Consider the following 16,625-nt stretch of genomic DNA (forward strand, 5'->3'; position numbering starts at 1 on the left):
GAGGGCATCGGCACCGCGAGGGGCACCGGGCGGGAATTACGGCAGGGGGGTGCCGTGTTCGTCCCCGCGCTCGCGCACATGCCGAGCCGTGGACGGCGCGGCCAGTGAAGCCGGCTCAACCACCCAGCGCGGCACGGGGCTTCGTCATGGGCGGATGAGTAGAACCCCCCTTTCGAACCGGACACTCATCCGGGCCGCCCGCGAGAAGGCGGTCCACCGGTGGAGAGAGGGAACGAAGGCCCATGAGCTCAGTCCTGCACCCGGCCGCCCCGGGGCAAGATCCGGTGAACGAACTCGCCCGCACGTCGGCCGGATACCGGCCGATCTCCTCGCACCTCGCCATCACCCCGCCCGTCAGCGTCGTGATCCCCGCGATGAACGAGGCGGAGAACCTTCCGCACGTCTTCAAGACCCTGCCCGACTGGATCCACGAAGTGGTGCTCGTCGACGGACGGTCCGCCGACGACACCGTCGCGGTCGCCCGTGACCTGTGGCCCGGCCTCACGGTCGTCCGGCAACTCGGCAAGGGCAAGGGCGACGCCCTGATCAGCGGGTTCGCCGCCTGCACGGGCGACATCATCGTGATGGTCGACGCCGACGGCTCCGCCGACGGGCAGGAGATCGTCTCCTACGTCTCCGCCCTCGTCTCCGGCGCCGACTTCGCCAAGGGCTCGCGCTTCGCCAACGGGGGCGGCACCGACGACATGACCTGGGTGCGCAGGCTGGGCAACCGGGTCCTGTGCGCCGTCGTCAACGCCAAGTTCGGCGCGCGGTACACCGACCTCTGCTACGGCTACAACGCCTTCTGGAGGCACTGCCTCGACGACATCAGCCTGGACTGCACCGGTTTCGAGATCGAGACCCTGATGAACATCCGGGTGGTCAAGGCGGGGCTGCGGGTCCAGGAGGTGCCCAGCCACGAGTACCTGCGCATCCACGGCGTCAGCAATCTGAGGGCCGTCAGCGACGGGCTGCGGGTGCTGAAGGTGATTCTCAAGGAGAAGCGCGTACGGCGGGACGCCCGCCGGCGGCCCGCGAGCCCGGGCGTCCCGGGGCCACGAGGAGGCGTGTCGTGAGCCCGTCCCACGACGGCCGCCGCTTCTCCGTGGTGATCTGCGCCTACACCGAGGAGCGCTGGGAGGACATCCTCGCGGCGGTCGCCTCGGTACGGCGCCAGACCCTGCCGGCCCTCGAGACGCTGCTCGTCGCCGACCACAATCCGGCGCTCCTGCGGCGGCTGCGCGACCGTTACGCGTCCGAACCGGAGGTGCGGGTGCTCGCCAACGCGGGCTCCCGCGGTCTCTCCGCCGGCCGCAACACCGGAATCGGGGCGTCCCGGGGCGAGTTCGTCGCCTTCCTCGACGACGACGCCGTCGCCGAACGCGACTGGCTGCGGTACTTCGCCGAGGCGTACGACGACCCGCGGGTCATGGCCGTCGGCGGGCACACCCTGCCCGCCTGGGCCTCCGGCCGCAGACCGGCATGGTTCCCGGAGGAGTTCGACTGGGTCGTCGGCTGCACCTACCGGGGGCTGCCGCCCGGAAAGGTGCAGGTGCGCAACGTGCTCGGCGGCAACGCCTCCTTCCGCCGCTCGGCGTTCGACGCCTGCGGCGGCTTCGCCACCGGCATCGGGCGCGACGGGGACCGGCGGCCGCTGGGGTGCGAGGAGACCGAGCTGTGCATCCGGCTCACCCGGGCGCTCCCCGGCGCGGTGCTCCTGATCGACGACCGCGCGGTCATCCACCACCGGGTCCCCGCCGCCCGCGAACGGTTCGGCTACTTCCGCACCCGCAGCTACGCCGAGGGGCTTTCCAAGGCGCTGGTGGCCCGCAGCGTGGGAGCGGGCCCAGGGCTCGCGACGGAGCGCCGCTACACCACCCGTGTCCTTCCCGCCGGTGTCGCCCGCGGGCTGCGCGACGCGCTGCAAGGCCGCAGGGGCGGCGCACGCCGGGCCGGCGCGATCGTCGCGGGCGTCACCGCGGCGGCCGCCGGTTGCGTCGTCGGCGGCGTACGGGCACGCGTCGGCGGCGTGACGTTCTCCTCCGGACCGGTCGCCACGAGCACGGCACCCGCACCCTCGAAGGCCGCTCCATGAACCGGGCGGTGCCCATCCTGATGTACCACGCCGTCGGGGAGCGGCCCGCTCCGGCGGCGTACAGCCTGTCGGTCTCCCCCGCCGCTTTCGCACGGCAGATGGAGATGCTCGCGGAACACGGGTGCACGCCCGTCACCACGGCACGGCTCGGCGACGCCTGGCGCTCCGGCGGGCGCCGGCCGCTGCCGGACCGTCCGGTGCTGATCACCTTCGACGACGGCTACGAGGGCGTGCACCGGCACGCCCTCCCCGTCCTCGCCGCACACGGCTTCGCCGCCACCGTCTTCGTCACCACCGGCTGGCTGCGCGGCCCGTACGACCGGGGGAAGGCGCTCGACACCATGCTCGACTGGCAGCAGGTGCGTGAACTCGCCGGCGCCGGCACGGAGATCGGCGGCCACGCCCACACCCATCCCCAGCTCGACCAGCTCGACGACCCGCGCCTCGCCCACGAGACCGCCCACTGCCGGGACGTCATCGCCCAGGAACTGGGGGCCGCGCCCGTCTCGTTCGCCTACCCGTACGGCTACTCCGACCGCCGGGTCCGCGACGCCGTCCGCACCGCCGGCTTCAGGCAGGCCCTCGCCGTCGGCAACGCACACGCGGCGCGGCGCCAGGGCCCGTACGCACTGCGGCGGCTGACGGTACGGCGCGGAACAGGACCGGCCGAGTTCCGGCGGCTCCTCGAAGGGCACGCACTCACCAGGAACTTCGCCAAGGACCGTGCCCTCACCAAGGGCTACGCCGTCGTGCGCCGGGCCCGCCGGGCCGCCGCACTCGTCCTCCGCTGAGCCTGTCCGGCCGCCGCACCGGCAAAAGACCGTGCGGCGGCCGGGGACGTGCCGGATCATGGGCGGCATGTCTGCCAACCCCAAGGACGCACTGCCGATCCGGCTCAACGTCGACGACAGCGACTCGCCCTCCGACGTCATCGACGCGCTGTTCCTCGGACGCTTCGCGACGGGCGAGCAGCCGTACTCCCACAGCTCCTCGATCGACCGCGTCAGGCCCGGCGCGACGATGCTGCCGCCCCGGGCCACCGTCCTGCGCTCGGCGCGCGACGACGACCGCAGCGCCACGCTCGCCGAGGGCGACGGTTGGACGCTGCTGATCTCCCGCTGGAACCGCGGCGCGGACGTCACCGTCACGGCGGTCAGCTCCGAAGTCGCCGAGAAGATCCTCAAAGAGGCGACCGACGGCGCGGCGGACGAACCGGAACCGCAGCCCTCGAACGTGACCATGGGCTTCTGGTACGTCTCACCGCGCCGCGGCCCGCACCGCACGACACGGCAGATCGCGGCCGGTACGTGGGAAGAGGTCCGTGCCAACTACACGGCGCCGGTCGCCGACGCGATGGACCGGCTGATGAAGGTCACGCCCGACGACATCGCGGGCCGGCTGCTGCTGCTCCACGGCCCGCCCGGCACGGGCAAGACCTCCGCGCTGCGCACGCTGGCCCGCTCCTGGCGCGACTGGTGCCAGGTGGACTGCGTCCTGGACCCGGAACGGCTGTTCAACGACGTCGGCTATCTGATGGACATCGCGATCGGCGAGGACGAAGGCACCTCCAAAGGGCGCTGGCGGCTGCTCCTGCTGGAGGACTGCGACGAACTGATCCGCGGCGAGGCGAAGCACACGGCGGGCCAGGCGCTGTCCCGCCTGCTCAACCTCACGGACGGCCTGCTGGGCCAGGGCCGCAACGTCCTGGTGGGTGTCACCACCAACGAGGACCTGGAACGCCTCCACCCGGCGGTCGTCCGCCCGGGCCGCTGCCTCGCCCGCATCGAGGTGGGCCCGCTGACCCGGCCGGAGGCGGTGTCCTGGCTCGGCACGGACCAGGGCGTGGGTCGCGAGGGCGCGACGCTGGCGGAGCTCTACGCACTGCGACGGGGTACGCCGCCGGCGTCCGTCCCCGCGCAGCAGGGGGGCGGCGAGGACGCGGGCCTGTACCTCTGACGGGGCGGTTGGCGGACCGCTGCGCGGAGCCTGTCCCCTCCCCGCCCCTTCCCGAACCGTGGGCTCCGCCCCCGGACCCCCGCGCCTCAAACGCCGGCGGGGCTGTACATGCCGCTGCGCGGCATTTACGGGTCCGGGCGGAGCCCGGTTTCGGGAAGGGGCGGGGAGGGGAACAGCCCGTCGCAGGCGCCACCCCCGTCAGCCCTCGCCCCCGCCCCCGCCCTCGTAGGCCGCCCGCACCGCGTCCCCCACCACCCCCACCGCCGCCTCCCGCGAAAGCCCCAGCCGGCGCACCCGCGCCGCGTACACCGCCGCGGCCGCCGCCGCCTCCCGCTGGGCCGCGTCCCCCGAGGCCGCCACGAACGTGCCGTTGCGGCCCCGCGTCTCGATCACACCGTCGGCCTCCAGCGCCCGGTACGCCTTGGCCACGGTGTTGGCGGCGAGGCCCAGCCGCTCGGCGAGGCCGCGGACGGTCGGCAGCCGGTAACCGACCGGCAGCGCACCCGAGCGCGCCTGTTCGGAGATCTGCGTACGGACTTGTTCGTACGGTGCGTCGGACGCGTCGGCATCGATGGTGATGTTCAAGGTCGTCACGGCGCGATTCTCCCCCACCGCCCCGATATTCGGAGGCGCCGCCGCCCTCCGCGCGCGTAAGGTCCCCGCCCATGACTGTGATCATCCGTGACTTTTGCCCCGAGGACGCCGAAGCCGTGACCCGGGTCCGGCGTGCCTGCATGCCCTTCGAGGTGACGACACCCGCGTCCCTCCTCTTCGGGGTGGAGACCGCCAACCCTGCCAAGAAGTACCGGCTGTTGGTGGCAGAGAAGGACGGAGAGCTGATCGGCACGGCCCATGCCGGTATCGCGTACGACTCCTCGGAGCCCGGGCAGTCGTTCGTCACCCCGCATGTCCATCCGGAGCACCGGGGTCACGGCGCGGGCGGTCTGCTGCTGCGGGTCGCCGAGGAGCATCTCGCCGCGGAGGGCGCGACCAACGTGTACGCGTGGGTGCTGGAGGGCGCGCAGAACCTCGCGTTCGCCGAGAAGCGCGGCTACCGGCCCACTCGTTCCGCGCACTTCCAGCGCCTCGATCTGGCGAACGGCCCGCTTCAGGAGCTTCCCGCCCTGCCCGCGGGCGCCGAGCTGCGCACCGCCGCCGACTTCGAGGCCGACCCGCGGCCGATGTTCGAGGCGGACGCGGAGGCGACCTCGGACGAGCCGAGTGACATCAACACCGACTTCGACGACTACGAGGACTGGATCGCCCACACCTGGAACGACCCGCTGCTCGACCGGCAGCTGTCCACGGTCGTCGTGGTGGACGGCAGGGTCGCGGCCTACACCGCCGCGATCACGGACGGCGCCACCCGCTATCTGTCCGGGATGACGGGCACCCTGCGCGCCCACCGCGGCAAAGGACTGGCGAAACTGGCCAAGACCGACTCGCTGCGCCGGGCCCGCGCGGCGGGCTACACGGACGCCTTCACGAACAACGACGCCGACAACGGCCCGATGCTCGCGATCAACAGGTGGTTCGGGTACGAGATCTGCGCGAGGGAGGTACGCCATGTCCGCGCCCTCGATTGACGTACGGCTCGTCAAGGCCGGTGCGACGAAGATCCGCTACCCGGCCGAGCTGCTCGGCGACGACGGTACCCATCTCGCCGTCCGCGCCCCGTGGGCGGCGCCCGGCGGGCGCGACTTCGGGTTCGTACGTTTCGAGCCGGGCGATGTGTTCACCGAGCACTACTGGCGGAACCGCTGGTACTCGGTCAAGGAGGTCCGCACCGGCGCCGGCACGCTCAAGGGCTGGTACTGCGACATCACCCGGCCCGCCGTACTGGCGGAGGGCGGCGGCGAGGTGAGCGTCGAGGATTTGGACCTCGACCTGTGGGTGTCCGCGGACGGCCACGAGATTCTGCGGCTGGACGAGGACGAGTTCGAGGAGAGCGGCCTTGCCGTCCGCGACCCCGAGGCAGCGGCGGAAGCCGTCTCGGCCCTCGACGAGCTGGAACGACGTGCCCGCGAGGGCCGCTTCACGGAGCTGCTCACCCTGTGAACGGGTGAACGGCCGACGGCAGGAGGGGCGGCCACCGCGGTGGCCGCCCCTCCTCGTCCTTCCGCCTCCGACTCAGCCGGTCGACCGACGGCCCCGCACGACGAGCTTCTTCAGCCACGGCCAGGCCAGCAGCACCACGATCACCGTGTACACGGTCACCGAGAAGGGTGTGTTGACGAGTCCGGCCGCGTTGCCGTCGCTGATCTGGAGCGCGCGCCGAAGCTGCTGTTCGGCCGCCGGGCCGAGGATGACACCGATGACGGCGGGCAGCACGGGCAGCCCGTAGCGCCGCATGCCGAAGCCGATCAGACCGATGATCAGCAGGATCACCAGGTCGATGGCCTCGCCGCCGACCGCGTACGCGCCGACCGCCGCGAAGAACAGGATGCCCGCGTAGAGGTACGGCCTGGGGATGCGCAGCAGCTTCGCCCACAACGGCGCGAGCGGCAGGTTGAGCGCGAGCAGCAGCGCCATGCCGACGAACAGCGAGGCGATCAGGCCCCACACCAGGTCGGGTTCGCGCTGGAAGAGGAGCGGGCCCGGCTGGATGCCGTACTGCTGGAACGCGGCCAGCATCACTGCGGCGACGGCCGTGGTCGGCAGGCCGAGAGTGAGCATCGAGACGAGGGTGCCCGCCGCCGAGGCGGAGGCCGCGGACTCGGGCCCGGCCACGCCCTCGATGGCGCCCTTGCCGAACTCGTCCTTGTGCCGGGAGAGCCGCTTCTCCGTCACGTACGACAGGAAGGTGGGGATCTCCGCGCCGCCGGCGGGGATCGCGCCGAAGGGGAAGCCGATGACGGGACCGCGCAGCCACGGCTTCCAGGTGCGCTTCACATCGGACTTCGCCAGCCACGGCCGGCCGACCGGGATGGCGTCGCCGCTGGTGCGCCGCAGATGGGCGGCGACCCACAGGGCCTCGCCGATCGCGAAGAGCCCGACCGCGACGATGACGACGTCGATACCGTCGGCGAGCTGGAGCGACCCGAAGGTCAGCCGCTGCTGGCCGGTCATCTGGTCGAGGCCGACGAGACCGATGGTGAGGCCGATCAGCAGGGACGCGAGCCCGCGGATGCGTGAGGAGCCGAGGACCGAGGTGACGGCGATGAACGCCAGCACCATGATCGCGAAGTAGTCGGGGGCGCCGATGTCGACGGCCAGTTCCGCCACCGTCGGGGCGAGCACCACCAGCAGGATCGTGCCGATCATGCCGCCCGCGAAGTGGCCGCCGGCCGCGGCCGCGAGCGCCTGCGCGCCGCGTCCGGCCTTCGCCATCGGGTTGCCCTCGATGGCGGCGACCACCGCCGCGCTCTCACCGGGGGTGTTGAGCAGGATCGAGGTGGTGGAGCCGCCGAACATGGCGCCGTAGTAGATCCCGGCGAACATGATGAACGCGCCGGTCGGCTCGAGGCCGTAGGTCACCGGCAGCAGCAGCGCGACCGCCATGGCCGGGCCGATGCCGGGCAGGACTCCGATGGCGGTGCCGAGCAGGACGCCTATGGCGGCCCAGAGCAGGTTGACCGGGGTGAGCGCCGTGCCGAAGCCGTCGAGGAGGGAGTTCAGGGAATCCATCAGAGCACTCCCATCAGCGGGCCGCCGGGCAGCGGGACGCCGAGCAGGTTGTTGAAGACGAAGTAGGTGACGACGGAGAGGACGGCCGCGATCAGCGGGTCGCGGTCGGTACGCCGGCTGCCCAGCGCGTACGCGGAGCCCCAGAAGAGCAGCGCGCCGGAGACGGGGAAGCCGAGCGGTCCGATGAGGACGGCGCCGGCGAGGAACACTCCGGCGAGCAGCAGCACCGTGCGCCAGTCGCCCGGCTCGGACAGGTCGATGTCCTCGCCGCCCTCGGCCTCGCCCCGGCCGCCTCTGAGCACGTCGAGCGCGAGGAGTACGGCGACGACCAGCAGGCCGATGCCGACGGCGATCGGGACGGTCCGCGGGCCGACCGGCCCGCGCTGGGTGATGTCGACGTCCATGGTGAGCGCGTCGGTGAGGACGAGGACACCGATGACGAGGAGCAGCAGGCCGACGCCGAGCTCCGAGTGTTCACGCAGCCAGGAGCGGCGCCCCTGGGTTCCGGTGGTGCTCACAGGCCCAGCTCCTTCAGCACCTGGTCGACGCTGTCGTCCTGCGCGTCGAGGAAGTCGCCGAACTCGTCGCCGGGGAGGAACGCGTCGTCCCAGCCGTTCTTCTTCAAGGAGTCCCGCCATTCCTGCGAGTCGTGCAGCTTCGTGACGAGGCCGACGAGCTTGTCGCGCTCACCGTCGGACAGGCCGGGCGGTGCGACGATGCCGCGCCAGTTGGTGAACTCGGTGTCCAGGCCGGCCTCGCGCAGGGTGGGCGCGTCGAGGCCGGGGACCCGCTTCGGTCCGGTCACGGCCAGCAGCCGCAGCTCACCGGACTTGATCTGGTCGAGGTACTCGCCGACACCGGAGACGCCGAAGGCGACCTTGTTGCCGAGGATCGAGGCGAGCAGTTCGCCGCCGCCGTCGAAGGGGATGTAGTTGACGGACTTGGGAGCGATCCCCGCGGCCTGCGCCATCAGCATCGGCGCGAGATGGTCGGGCCCGCCGGGCGAGGACCCGCCGCCGACCGGCAGTTTGCCGGGGTTCTGCTTCCAGGCCGCGAGCAGCTGTCCGATGTTCCGGTACGGGGAGTCCTTGGACACGACCACGATGTCCTGCTCCTCCGTGAGCCGGGCGATCGGAGTGGTGTCGGCGAGGGTCCGGGGCGACTTGTTGGTGTGTACGGCTCCGACGACGCCGAGACCCATGGACATGGCCAGCTTGCCGTTGCCGTGTTCGCCGACGAGCCGGGCCAGTCCCACGGTGCCGCCGGCGCCGGGCAGGTTGAAGACCTCGATGTTGTGGGTGAGCCCTGCGTCCTCGGCGTTCTTCGCGGCCGTGCGGGCGGTGATGTCGTAGCCGCCGCCGGGCGTGTTGGGGACCATGAACCGCAGACCGGGGATCTGCGTCCCGGTTTCGGCACCGCTGCCCGTGGTGAGCAGCGGTGGCCCCACGAGCACCAGCAGCGCCGCCCCGAGCAGGGCAATGGGGGTGCGCATTCGCACGGGATCGCCTCTCGTAGATGTGTGAAGTGGCCCACATGTTGCCTGCGCGTTAAGAAGCTGTCTCTCTTCCGGAATCAATGGACGTTGTGGTCCTTGTGGTCGGGGCCTAGCGTGTCGGCGTGACAAAGGTGCTGGTGGTGGACGACGACTTCATGGTCGCCAAGCTGCACAGCCGCTATGTGTCCCAGGCGGAGGGGTTCACGGTCGTCGGGGTGGCCCACAGCGGCGCGGAGGCGCTGCGCGCCGCCGAGCGGCTGCGGCCCGACCTCGTGCTGCTCGACGTCTATCTGCCCGACATGGACGGCATCGCCGTGCTGCGGGAGCTGCGGGCGGCCGAGGAGCGCGACGCGGACCGGCCGAGCGTGGACGCCCTGTTCATCACGGCCGCCCGCGATGCCTCCGTCGTCCGTTCCGCCCTGCGCGCGGGCGCCCTGCACTATCTGATCAAGCCCTTCAACCAGGCCGCGCTCCATGAGCAGCTCCGGCATGTGGCATCGCTGCGCTCGCGCCTCGACCGGCTGGACGAGGCCCGCCAGGAGGACGTCGACCAGATCTTCGGCACCCGCCCGCCGGGCTCGCGCGAACTGCCCAAGGGTCTCGCGCCGCACACGGCGGAGCTGGTCGAGCGCATCCTGCGCGAGCACCCGGGCGACCTGTCGGCCTCCGAGTGCGCGGAGGCGGGCTCCCTGTCACGGGTGAGCGCGCGTCGCTATCTGGAGTACTTCGCGGAGACGGGCCGCGCGGAGGTGACGCTGCGCTACGGCGGCACGGGCCGTCCGGAACGGCGCTACCGCCGCATCGGCTGAGGCCGAGGAACCCGCGCTCAGGCTTCGGCAGGGGGCTGGTGAAGCCCGAAGGGCGAACCCTGGTCGTCGTGGCAGAGCTGGAAGCGCCCGAAGCGGGCGACCGTCTCCTCGTCGCCGCCCACGTCGATGTCGTCGACGCTGCCGCCGAGCTCGCGCACCCGGGCGACGGCGGCCCGCATGTCGTCGACCCTGAAGAACAGATAGGGGCTCGCCCCGGCGTCCCCGCCGTGCACTCCGCCGGGAACGTCCGGCGTGCGGATCGAGTATCCGCCGCCCTCGGTCGTCCCGGCGTCGAAGGTCCAGCCGAAGAGTCCGCTGTAGAAGACGCGGGCCTGCTCAAAGTCGCCGACGCCCAGCTCGAAGAACGAGATCTCCCCGGCCATGCCCCTCTCCCGACGTCCGTGGAACCCGGTGCGGTCCACCGTACGGCGGGCACGTGGCGGCCGCATCCGGCCGGAGGCCCGCTCCCGGGGCCCCTGTTGCGCCACGCGTCGGCCGGCCTCCGGAATACCCCTGGGGGTAAGAGGGTTGGAAGCGGCGTACCCAGTGATCATCCCTGGGCGGCGGCCTGTGTCACACCCCGCGTCGGCGCCCCGGGACCGAGAGCGGAGCAGACATGACCACCGAGACGGCGCACGGCACGGACCGTTCCTTCCTCTTCGTCCTCGGCAGTTCCCGCCCTGCCGGCAACACCAAGATCCTGGCCAGGGCGGCCGCCGAGCAGCTGCCCGCCGGTGTCCCGCAGCGCTGGGTGGATCTGGCCCGGCTGCCGTTGCCCGACTTCCAGGACGGGCGCCACGAGAGCGACAACTGGCCGGCCGGGGAGAACGAGGAGGCGCTTCGGCAGGCCACTCTGCAGGCCACGGACATCGTCATCGCCTCGCCCCTGTACTGGTACACCCTCTCGGCGCAGACCAAGCGTTACCTCGACTACTGGTCGGGCTGGCTGACCGTGCCCGAGTCGGACTTCAAGAAGCGGATGGCGGGCCGGACCCTGTGGGGTGTGACCGTCATGGCGGACGACGACGAGGCCGTCGCCGACGGGCTGGCGACCACGCTCAACCACACGGCGGCGTACCTGCGGATGCGCTTCGGCGGTCTGCTGCTCGGCAACGGCTCCCGGCCCGGTCAGGTACGGCAGGACGAGCGGGCGCTCATCCGCGCCAAGACCTTCTTCCAGCGTGAGGCCCCGCTCGCCCGGTTCCCCTACGAGGAGGCGGCCGGGGCGCGTTGAGGCCCCGCGACCGCTGCGCCGGCGGACGGGGCCGGGAGGAGCGGCGGCGTATCCTCGCGTGCGCGACCGTCCGCGTGCGCGATCGTCCCCGTTGGCCTGCGCACCGTGCCCGTCGTGTGCCGGACGGGGAGATCGGGGCTGCGTGGCGGGGCAGACCGCCTGGCGGGGGAAGGGGACGAGGGGATGCGCTGGGGCGGAGGGCAGGTCCTGCGTGATCGCAACGTGGCCTTCTACCTGAGTGGTGTCGTGGTCTCGGGTTTCGGCAGCTCGGCCATGGCGCTGGCAGCCGGCGTGTGGGCCAAGTCGCTCACCGGGTCGGACAGTCTGGCCGCCCTGACGACGTTCTGTGTGTGGGCGCCCCTGCTCCTCGGCCCGCTGATCGGCACGGTGGCCGACCGCGTGCGCCGGCGGCCGTTGCTGATCCTGGTCAATCTCGCCATGGCGGCATCGCTGCTGCCGCTTCTCGCCGTCGACTCCGGCGACCGGATCTGGATCCTGTTCGCCGTGCTGACCGTGTACGGCGTCAGCTCCGTGCTGCTGGATTCGGCGGAGGCGGCGCTGGTGGCCGCCGCCGTACCCGAGTCGCTGCGCGGTGACTTCAACGGCCTGCGTATGACGGCGAACGAGGGTATGAAACTGGTCGCCCCGCTCGTCGGGGCCGGTCTGTTCGTGCAATTCGGCGGCGCGGCCGTGGCCCTGCTGGACGCGGGTACCTTTGTGCTCGCCGCCGCGGCCTTCACGCTCATACGCGTGTCGGAGCCCGCGCCCCGCCCGGCCGAGGCTCAGCGGTGGACCGCCGAGGCGGCGGAGGGAATCCGCTGTCTGCGTCGTCACCCGGTTCTGCGGCCTCTGGTTCTGGCCGGGGCCGCGACCATGGGCGTGGCCGGGCTGAACGGGGCGGCGGTGTACGCGGTGGTGGACGCCGGCCTGCACCGTCCGCCGGCCTTCGCCGGGGTGCTCTACGCCGTGCAGGGCATCGGCTCCGTGCTCAGCGGGCTGTTCGCCGGTGCTCTGCTGCGGCGGATGCCCGAACGGGTCTTCGCCGCGGCGGGAATCGCGCTGTTCGCGTCGGGCGTCGCCCTGCGCGCCGTCCCCTCGGTGCCCGTTTCGCTGCTCGCCGCCGCGATGATCGGCGCGGGGCTGCCCTGCGTGCTGATCGCGGCCATGACCGCCGTCCAGCGCGAGACCCCGGGGGGCCTCCTGGGCCGGGTGGCGGCCACCGCCAACACTCTGCTCTTCGCCCCCAACGCCCTGGCCCTGGCCGCCGGGGCAGGCCTGGTCGCCCTCGTGGACCACCGCGTCCTGCTCCTCGCAGCCGGAGCCGCGGGGGCCGGAGCCGCGGTCGGCTGCCTCCTGTGCAGGGGTGCCCGAACGCCTCCGGCGGCCCCCGCGGCCACGGGATCCATGGGATCCACGGGTGACGGCGACAGGGCCACCGAGACCGAAGCGGCTCCCCGGAACCCTCGCTGAGGCGTCGCCCGACCGCCTCCGGACCGCCGGTTCCGACGTGCCCGCCCTGCGACGTACGTGGAGGTGACCGGCAGGAGGAGCGTCGCCGTTGTCCATGCCCCCACCCAGGTGTCTCCCTGGTGCCTTCCCCCGGAGGGCCGGAGACGAACGAGCAGGCGTTGCGGCGTTCGGAGGAATACCACGGCCACCTGCCGCCCCTCGCGCGCCCCGGGGCACCCATGCTGAAACGAAAGGGAGACGCGATGCCGCTCTATCTGTCGAGGTTCAGCTACACGCCGGAGACCTGGGCGAGGCTGATCGGCCACCCCGAGGACCGCACAAAGGCCGCTCAGACGTACATCGAGTCCGTCGGCGGGAAACTCCACGGCTTCTGGTACGGCTTCGGCACACACGACGGATACAGCCTCTGGGAGGCTCCCGACAACACGTCCATGGCTGCCGTTGCGCTGGCGATCAGCGGTGGCGGCGCGCTGAGCTCGTTCGAGACGACGGTGCTTCTGACCATCGACGAAACGATGGACGCCCTGCGCCGGGCCGGGAGTATCCACTACAGGGCTCCGGGCGCGTAGCGGTCGGACGGCGGAGCCCCAGGGGGCTCGGGCCGTCGGTCAGCTCACCACCTCCGTGTCGTAGAAGCAGTAGTGCCCTGCGATGGCGGCCACGCCGGGTTTCGGGTCGGGATAGGCCCAGACCAGATCGTCCGCGCCGGGCACCGACCAGTAGGAGGCGTCGCCCTTGAACGGGCAGTGGGTGCGGGTGCCGGAGGGCGTCAGGAGGTCGGTCCGTACGTCGGCGGGCGGCAGGTAGTACCGGTCCGGGCAGCCGGTCTCGCGCAGGACCAGGGGCCGCCGGCTCTCGGCGAGCGTCCGTCCGTCCCGGACGACACGGACGTGCTCGGTCCCGGCCTCGACGGTGATCCGGTGTCCCCGGCCCGTCTCCGTGCGCGCTGAGTGTGAGGTCATACCCGGATCAGCACCCGAGCGGGCCCCGCTGTTCCCGCCCACGCCACCAGACGGCCGGTCCTGGGGCACGGACGCCGTTCTCGGCGTCCCGGTACTGCTTGTCATGGCACACCCCCGGCCAGGCGGGTGAACAGAACGTCCGCGCCGGTCCGGACGCTGGCCCCGTACGGGCTGCCCTGTGAGGATGAGCTCGCCGGGAGGAGGCTGGTCATGGCGAGTGCCGGCGAGCAGGGACGGGCACTGGCTCCGGAGGATCCGAGCACGGCCGCGAAGGGCTGGCACGGTGTCCAGTTGGCCGTCCTCGGCTTCGTGGGTCTGTGCGGCGTACTCAAGGACAGCGGCCCGGCGGGGGTTCCGCGCGACGTCCAGGTCGCGGCCGGGCTACTGGCGTTGAGTGCCCTGGCCGTCGCATGCTGCGCAGTCTTCCTTGTCAGCTTGGCCGCCTGGCCCCTGTACCGGACCGCTGCCCGCCCGGCCGACCCTCGTCGCGCGAGCCGCGCCCTGCGCACGGGCATCGCCTTGACCTTCACCGCCGTCGCACTGCTTGCCCTGTCGGCGGCGGCTTCCTGGTGGCCCGTGAGTGCGGAGGGCGACGCCCTGCGGGTGCCGGTTCGGGTGAACACCGGGGTCGGCACTGTCTGCGGGCCGCTGCGCGAGAGCGGGGACGGCTTTCTGAACGTGCTGGTGGACGACCGCGTAGCGGCTGTGCCGCTCGGTGAGATCACCACCCTGCGCCCCGTGCCGTCCTGCGACTGACGCCCCGGGCGCCTGGACACCTCGCTTCCTGAGGTGCTCCTTACCCCTGCCTTAAAAGGGCCATAAGGATCGCCATCACCCACTTCCAGCAGGGGATTTCGGCGTGCCGAGCGGCTAGCTTGCGTAAGCCCGGGGCCGGTTCGGGCAGTCGGTGCCGAAGTCCGCGGGGGGCTGCGCCGCCGCTCGAACCGGGTCCTGTGTCCCCCACAGCCGCTTGAAGGAGAACGTTCCCATGACCGCTCGCCGCAAGGTCACCACGGTCGCCGCACTCGGTCTCGCACCGCTCGCGTTCGCCGGTCTCAGCGCCGTGCCGGCGTCCGCGCACGGTTCGATGACGGACCCGGTCAGCCGGATCTCCGCGTGCTTCGCGGAGGGGCCGGAGAGCCCGGACTCGGCGGCGTGCAAGGCGCTGGTCGCGGCGGGCGGGACGCAGCCGCTGTACGACTGGAACGAGGTGAACATCGCCAATGCCGCGGGGAACCACCGGCAGTTGATCCCCGACGGCAAGCTGTGCAGCGCCGGCCGTGACAAGTACAAGGGGCTGGACCTGCCGCGCGCGGACTGGCCGTCGTCCCCGATGGCGTCCGGGAACCACACCTTCCGCTACAAGGCGACCGCGCCGCACAAGGGCTCCTTCGAGCTGTACCTGACCAAGGACGGTTACGACCCCACGAAGCCGCTGAAGTGGTCGGACCTGGAGGAGAAGCCGTTCGCCGAGGTCACCGACCCGAAGCTGGAGAACGGGGCGTACGTCTTCGACGGCATCGTGCCGAACAGGTCCGGCCGGCACCTGATCTACTCGATCTGGCAGCGTTCCGACTCCCCCGAGGCGTTCTACACCTGCTCCGACGTGGTCTTCGGCAAGGACAACGGTGGCGGCGGCGCGGCGGCCCCGGAGGCGAGTGCACCGTCGGAGCAGGACATCAAGGACGGCGCGGACAAGTCGACCGTCGACCATGGCGGGCACGGCGGTGACGACCACGCCGAGCAGACGGGCGCGGGCGCGGACACGGACACGGGCGCGGAGGCCGAGCAGTCCGCCGCGAACGCACCGGAGGCGAAGGGCGCGAAGGAGCCCACGGCCGTCCCGTCGGCACCGGAGACGTCCGGCGAGAACCTCGCGGAGACGGGCGGCGACAGCAGCACCACGTACATGGCGATCGGCGGCGCCGCCGCCCTGGCGGTCGGCGCTGCGGCGGTGTTCGGTCTCGGCCGCCGCAGGACCGCGCCGGCGGGCGGCCGGCACGGCCGCTGACCGAGGCCGCGCGAAGGCCGGTCTCCGCCCGCAGGGAGCGGAGACCGGCCTCGTACGTGCGCCGGGTTCAGCCGAAGACCGACGCGCAGGTGGTGGGTTTCGCGTGCGCCGGGTCGAGCGCGTTGGCCACCTCGTGGTAGGCGATCAGGTCGAAGACGCCGATCGCGACGTGCTCGGAGAAGTCGATGGGGCAGAGGTCCTGGAGCACGACGTTGCGGACGTCCGGCCCGCTGAGGTACGCCGACTGCCAGGGCGTGACCACCTCGTCGTAGCGGGTGGCGATGACGGTGTACCGCACGCCGGGGACGGTGTCGCCGCCGGCGTTGAGCTTGGTGAGGAAGTCGGACCCGGCGACCTGGTCGGCGAGGGCGGGGGTGTGTGCGCCGATCAGGTCCGCCGCGCCGGGGAAGTACGGCAGCAGCTCGGTGAATCCGTTCAGGGTGGTGCCGTGGTTGCTCGGCGCGATGCCGACCAGGGCGTTCACCTTGGCCGCTCCGCCCAGGAACTTGAGGTAGTGGCGCGGCATCATGCCGCCCTGCGAGTGACCGACGAGGTCGGCCTCCAAGGCGCCGGTGGCGGCGAGGACCCGGTCGACGTAGCCGGAGAGCTGCTCTGCCGACTTGGCGATGGGGCCGAGGCCGTGGAAGAAGGGGACGTTCGGGAGCTGCCCGTAGTCGAGGGAGAAGACGCAGTAGCCGCGTTTCACCAGGTATGGGGCGAGGACGAGCCAGTTGTCGATGGAGTTCCCTAAGGTTCCGTGGACGAGGACGACGGGGCGGGGATGGGCGGCGGAGGGCTTGCAGTCGTAGTTGTTCCAGCCACTGCTGGGGGTGGCGGTGGTGGATTCGGCGGTGGCGGTGGCGGCGGGGGTCAGGGCGACGGCCACTGCGAGCACGAGGGCTGACAGCGGTCTGAGCGCACGTTTCCAAGGCAGCATCGGTCTGTCTCCTTGCGGCTCAAGGGAGT

Annotated in this window: 19 protein-coding genes; 12 read left to right on the plus strand and 7 right to left on the minus strand. The window is 72.0% G+C overall.

Annotation, left to right across the window (positions count from 1 at the left end; all coding sequences use genetic code 11):
* The first annotated feature begins 242 nt into the window (after positions 1–242).
* The 4 genes from OGH68_RS07320 (at position 243) to OGH68_RS07335 (ending at position 4,051) form a co-directional block, all read left to right on the plus strand.
* Entirely contained in the window at positions 243–1,076 is an 834-nt protein-coding gene (locus tag OGH68_RS07320) for a glycosyltransferase family 2 protein (protein WP_264242507.1), read from the plus strand.
* Entirely contained in the window at positions 1,073–2,095 is a 1,023-nt protein-coding gene (locus OGH68_RS07325) for a glycosyltransferase family 2 protein (protein ID WP_264242508.1), read from the plus strand. Before OGH68_RS07320 ends, OGH68_RS07325 begins: the two co-directional genes overlap by 4 nt.
* Entirely contained in the window at positions 2,092–2,886 is a 795-nt protein-coding gene (locus tag OGH68_RS07330; RefSeq protein WP_264242509.1) for a polysaccharide deacetylase family protein, read from the plus strand. The genes OGH68_RS07325 and OGH68_RS07330 overlap by 4 nt, the downstream gene beginning before the upstream one ends.
* Before the next feature lie 67 nt (positions 2,887–2,953).
* Entirely contained in the window at positions 2,954–4,051 is a 1,098-nt protein-coding gene (locus OGH68_RS07335; protein WP_319020187.1) for a DUF5925 domain-containing protein, read from the plus strand.
* Positions 4,052–4,249: 198 nt separating this feature from the next.
* Here OGH68_RS07335 and OGH68_RS07340 read toward each other — a convergent pair whose 3' ends face one another.
* Complete coding sequence (locus OGH68_RS07340) at positions 4,250–4,645, minus strand: GntR family transcriptional regulator (RefSeq protein ID WP_264242511.1); 396 nt, start codon at positions 4,643–4,645, stop codon at positions 4,250–4,252.
* A 71-nt stretch (positions 4,646–4,716) separates the two neighbouring features.
* On the opposite strand from OGH68_RS07340, the gene OGH68_RS07345 reads away from it, so the two are divergent.
* Positions 4,717–5,637 carry a GNAT family N-acetyltransferase gene (locus OGH68_RS07345; protein WP_264242512.1) on the plus strand — a complete coding sequence of 307 codons (921 nt, stop codon included), beginning with the start codon at positions 4,717–4,719 and terminating at the stop codon, positions 5,635–5,637.
* Complete coding sequence (locus OGH68_RS07350; protein WP_264242513.1) at positions 5,618–6,109, plus strand: DUF402 domain-containing protein; 492 nt, start codon at positions 5,618–5,620, stop codon at positions 6,107–6,109. The genes OGH68_RS07345 and OGH68_RS07350 overlap by 20 nt, the downstream gene beginning before the upstream one ends.
* A 72-nt stretch (positions 6,110–6,181) precedes the next feature.
* Here OGH68_RS07350 and OGH68_RS07355 read toward each other — a convergent pair whose 3' ends face one another.
* From OGH68_RS07355 to OGH68_RS07365, 3 genes are read right to left on the minus strand one after another with little or no spacing between them, the layout of a single operon-like run.
* On the minus strand, positions 6,182–7,678 hold the full coding sequence (locus OGH68_RS07355; protein ID WP_264242514.1) for a tripartite tricarboxylate transporter permease: 1,497 nt from the start codon (positions 7,676–7,678) through the stop codon (positions 6,182–6,184).
* Positions 7,678–8,196 carry a tripartite tricarboxylate transporter TctB family protein gene (locus OGH68_RS07360; RefSeq protein WP_264242515.1) on the minus strand — a complete coding sequence of 173 codons (519 nt, stop codon included), beginning with the start codon at positions 8,194–8,196 and terminating at the stop codon, positions 7,678–7,680. Before OGH68_RS07360 ends, OGH68_RS07355 begins: the two co-directional genes overlap by 1 nt.
* Positions 8,193–9,176 (minus strand): Bug family tripartite tricarboxylate transporter substrate binding protein, encoded by a 984-nt coding sequence (locus tag OGH68_RS07365; RefSeq protein WP_264242516.1) that lies wholly within the window; start codon positions 9,174–9,176, stop codon positions 8,193–8,195. The genes OGH68_RS07360 and OGH68_RS07365 overlap by 4 nt, the downstream gene beginning before the upstream one ends.
* Positions 9,177–9,295: 119 nt before the next feature.
* Between OGH68_RS07365 and OGH68_RS07370 the strand changes: the two genes are divergently transcribed.
* Positions 9,296–9,982: a response regulator gene (locus OGH68_RS07370; RefSeq protein WP_264242517.1), complete on the plus strand. Its 687-nt coding sequence runs from the start codon at positions 9,296–9,298 to the stop codon at positions 9,980–9,982.
* Between the two features lie 17 nt (positions 9,983–9,999).
* Here OGH68_RS07370 and OGH68_RS07375 read toward each other — a convergent pair whose 3' ends face one another.
* Positions 10,000–10,365: a VOC family protein gene (locus OGH68_RS07375; RefSeq protein ID WP_264242518.1), complete on the minus strand. Its 366-nt coding sequence runs from the start codon at positions 10,363–10,365 to the stop codon at positions 10,000–10,002.
* A gap of 233 nt (positions 10,366–10,598) precedes the next feature.
* On the opposite strand from OGH68_RS07375, the gene OGH68_RS07380 reads away from it, so the two are divergent.
* The 3 genes from OGH68_RS07380 to OGH68_RS07390 all read left to right on the plus strand — a co-directional run bounded on the left by OGH68_RS07380 (position 10,599) and on the right by OGH68_RS07390 (position 13,255).
* On the plus strand, positions 10,599–11,216 hold the full coding sequence (locus OGH68_RS07380; RefSeq protein ID WP_264242519.1) for a flavodoxin family protein: 618 nt from the start codon (positions 10,599–10,601) through the stop codon (positions 11,214–11,216).
* 183 nt (positions 11,217–11,399) lie between these two features.
* Complete coding sequence (locus OGH68_RS07385; RefSeq protein ID WP_264242520.1) at positions 11,400–12,686, plus strand: MFS transporter; 1,287 nt, start codon at positions 11,400–11,402, stop codon at positions 12,684–12,686.
* A 242-nt stretch (positions 12,687–12,928) separates the two neighbouring features.
* Entirely contained in the window at positions 12,929–13,255 is a 327-nt protein-coding gene (locus tag OGH68_RS07390; RefSeq protein WP_264242521.1) for a GYD domain-containing protein, read from the plus strand.
* A 39-nt stretch (positions 13,256–13,294) separates the two neighbouring features.
* Here the strand turns inward: OGH68_RS07390 and OGH68_RS07395 are convergent, their stop codons facing one another.
* Complete coding sequence (locus OGH68_RS07395; RefSeq protein ID WP_264242522.1) at positions 13,295–13,648, minus strand: DUF427 domain-containing protein; 354 nt, start codon at positions 13,646–13,648, stop codon at positions 13,295–13,297.
* A gap of 210 nt (positions 13,649–13,858) precedes the next feature.
* On the opposite strand from OGH68_RS07395, the gene OGH68_RS07400 reads away from it, so the two are divergent.
* Positions 13,859–14,404: a hypothetical protein gene (locus OGH68_RS07400; RefSeq protein ID WP_264242523.1), complete on the plus strand. Its 546-nt coding sequence runs from the start codon at positions 13,859–13,861 to the stop codon at positions 14,402–14,404.
* Positions 14,405–14,636: 232 nt separating this feature from the next.
* Positions 14,637–15,659 carry a lytic polysaccharide monooxygenase gene (locus OGH68_RS07405; RefSeq protein ID WP_264242525.1) on the plus strand — a complete coding sequence of 341 codons (1,023 nt, stop codon included), beginning with the start codon at positions 14,637–14,639 and terminating at the stop codon, positions 15,657–15,659.
* Positions 15,660–15,726: 67 nt separating this feature from the next.
* On the opposite strand, the gene OGH68_RS07410 is transcribed toward OGH68_RS07405, so the two are convergent.
* On the minus strand, positions 15,727–16,596 hold the full coding sequence (locus OGH68_RS07410; RefSeq protein WP_264242526.1) for an esterase/lipase family protein: 870 nt from the start codon (positions 16,594–16,596) through the stop codon (positions 15,727–15,729).
* Between the last annotated feature and the right edge of the window lie 29 nt (positions 16,597–16,625).

The organism is Streptomyces peucetius, assembly GCF_025854275.1.
GTDB classification, from domain to species: domain Bacteria; phylum Actinomycetota; class Actinomycetes; order Streptomycetales; family Streptomycetaceae; genus Streptomyces; species Streptomyces peucetius_A.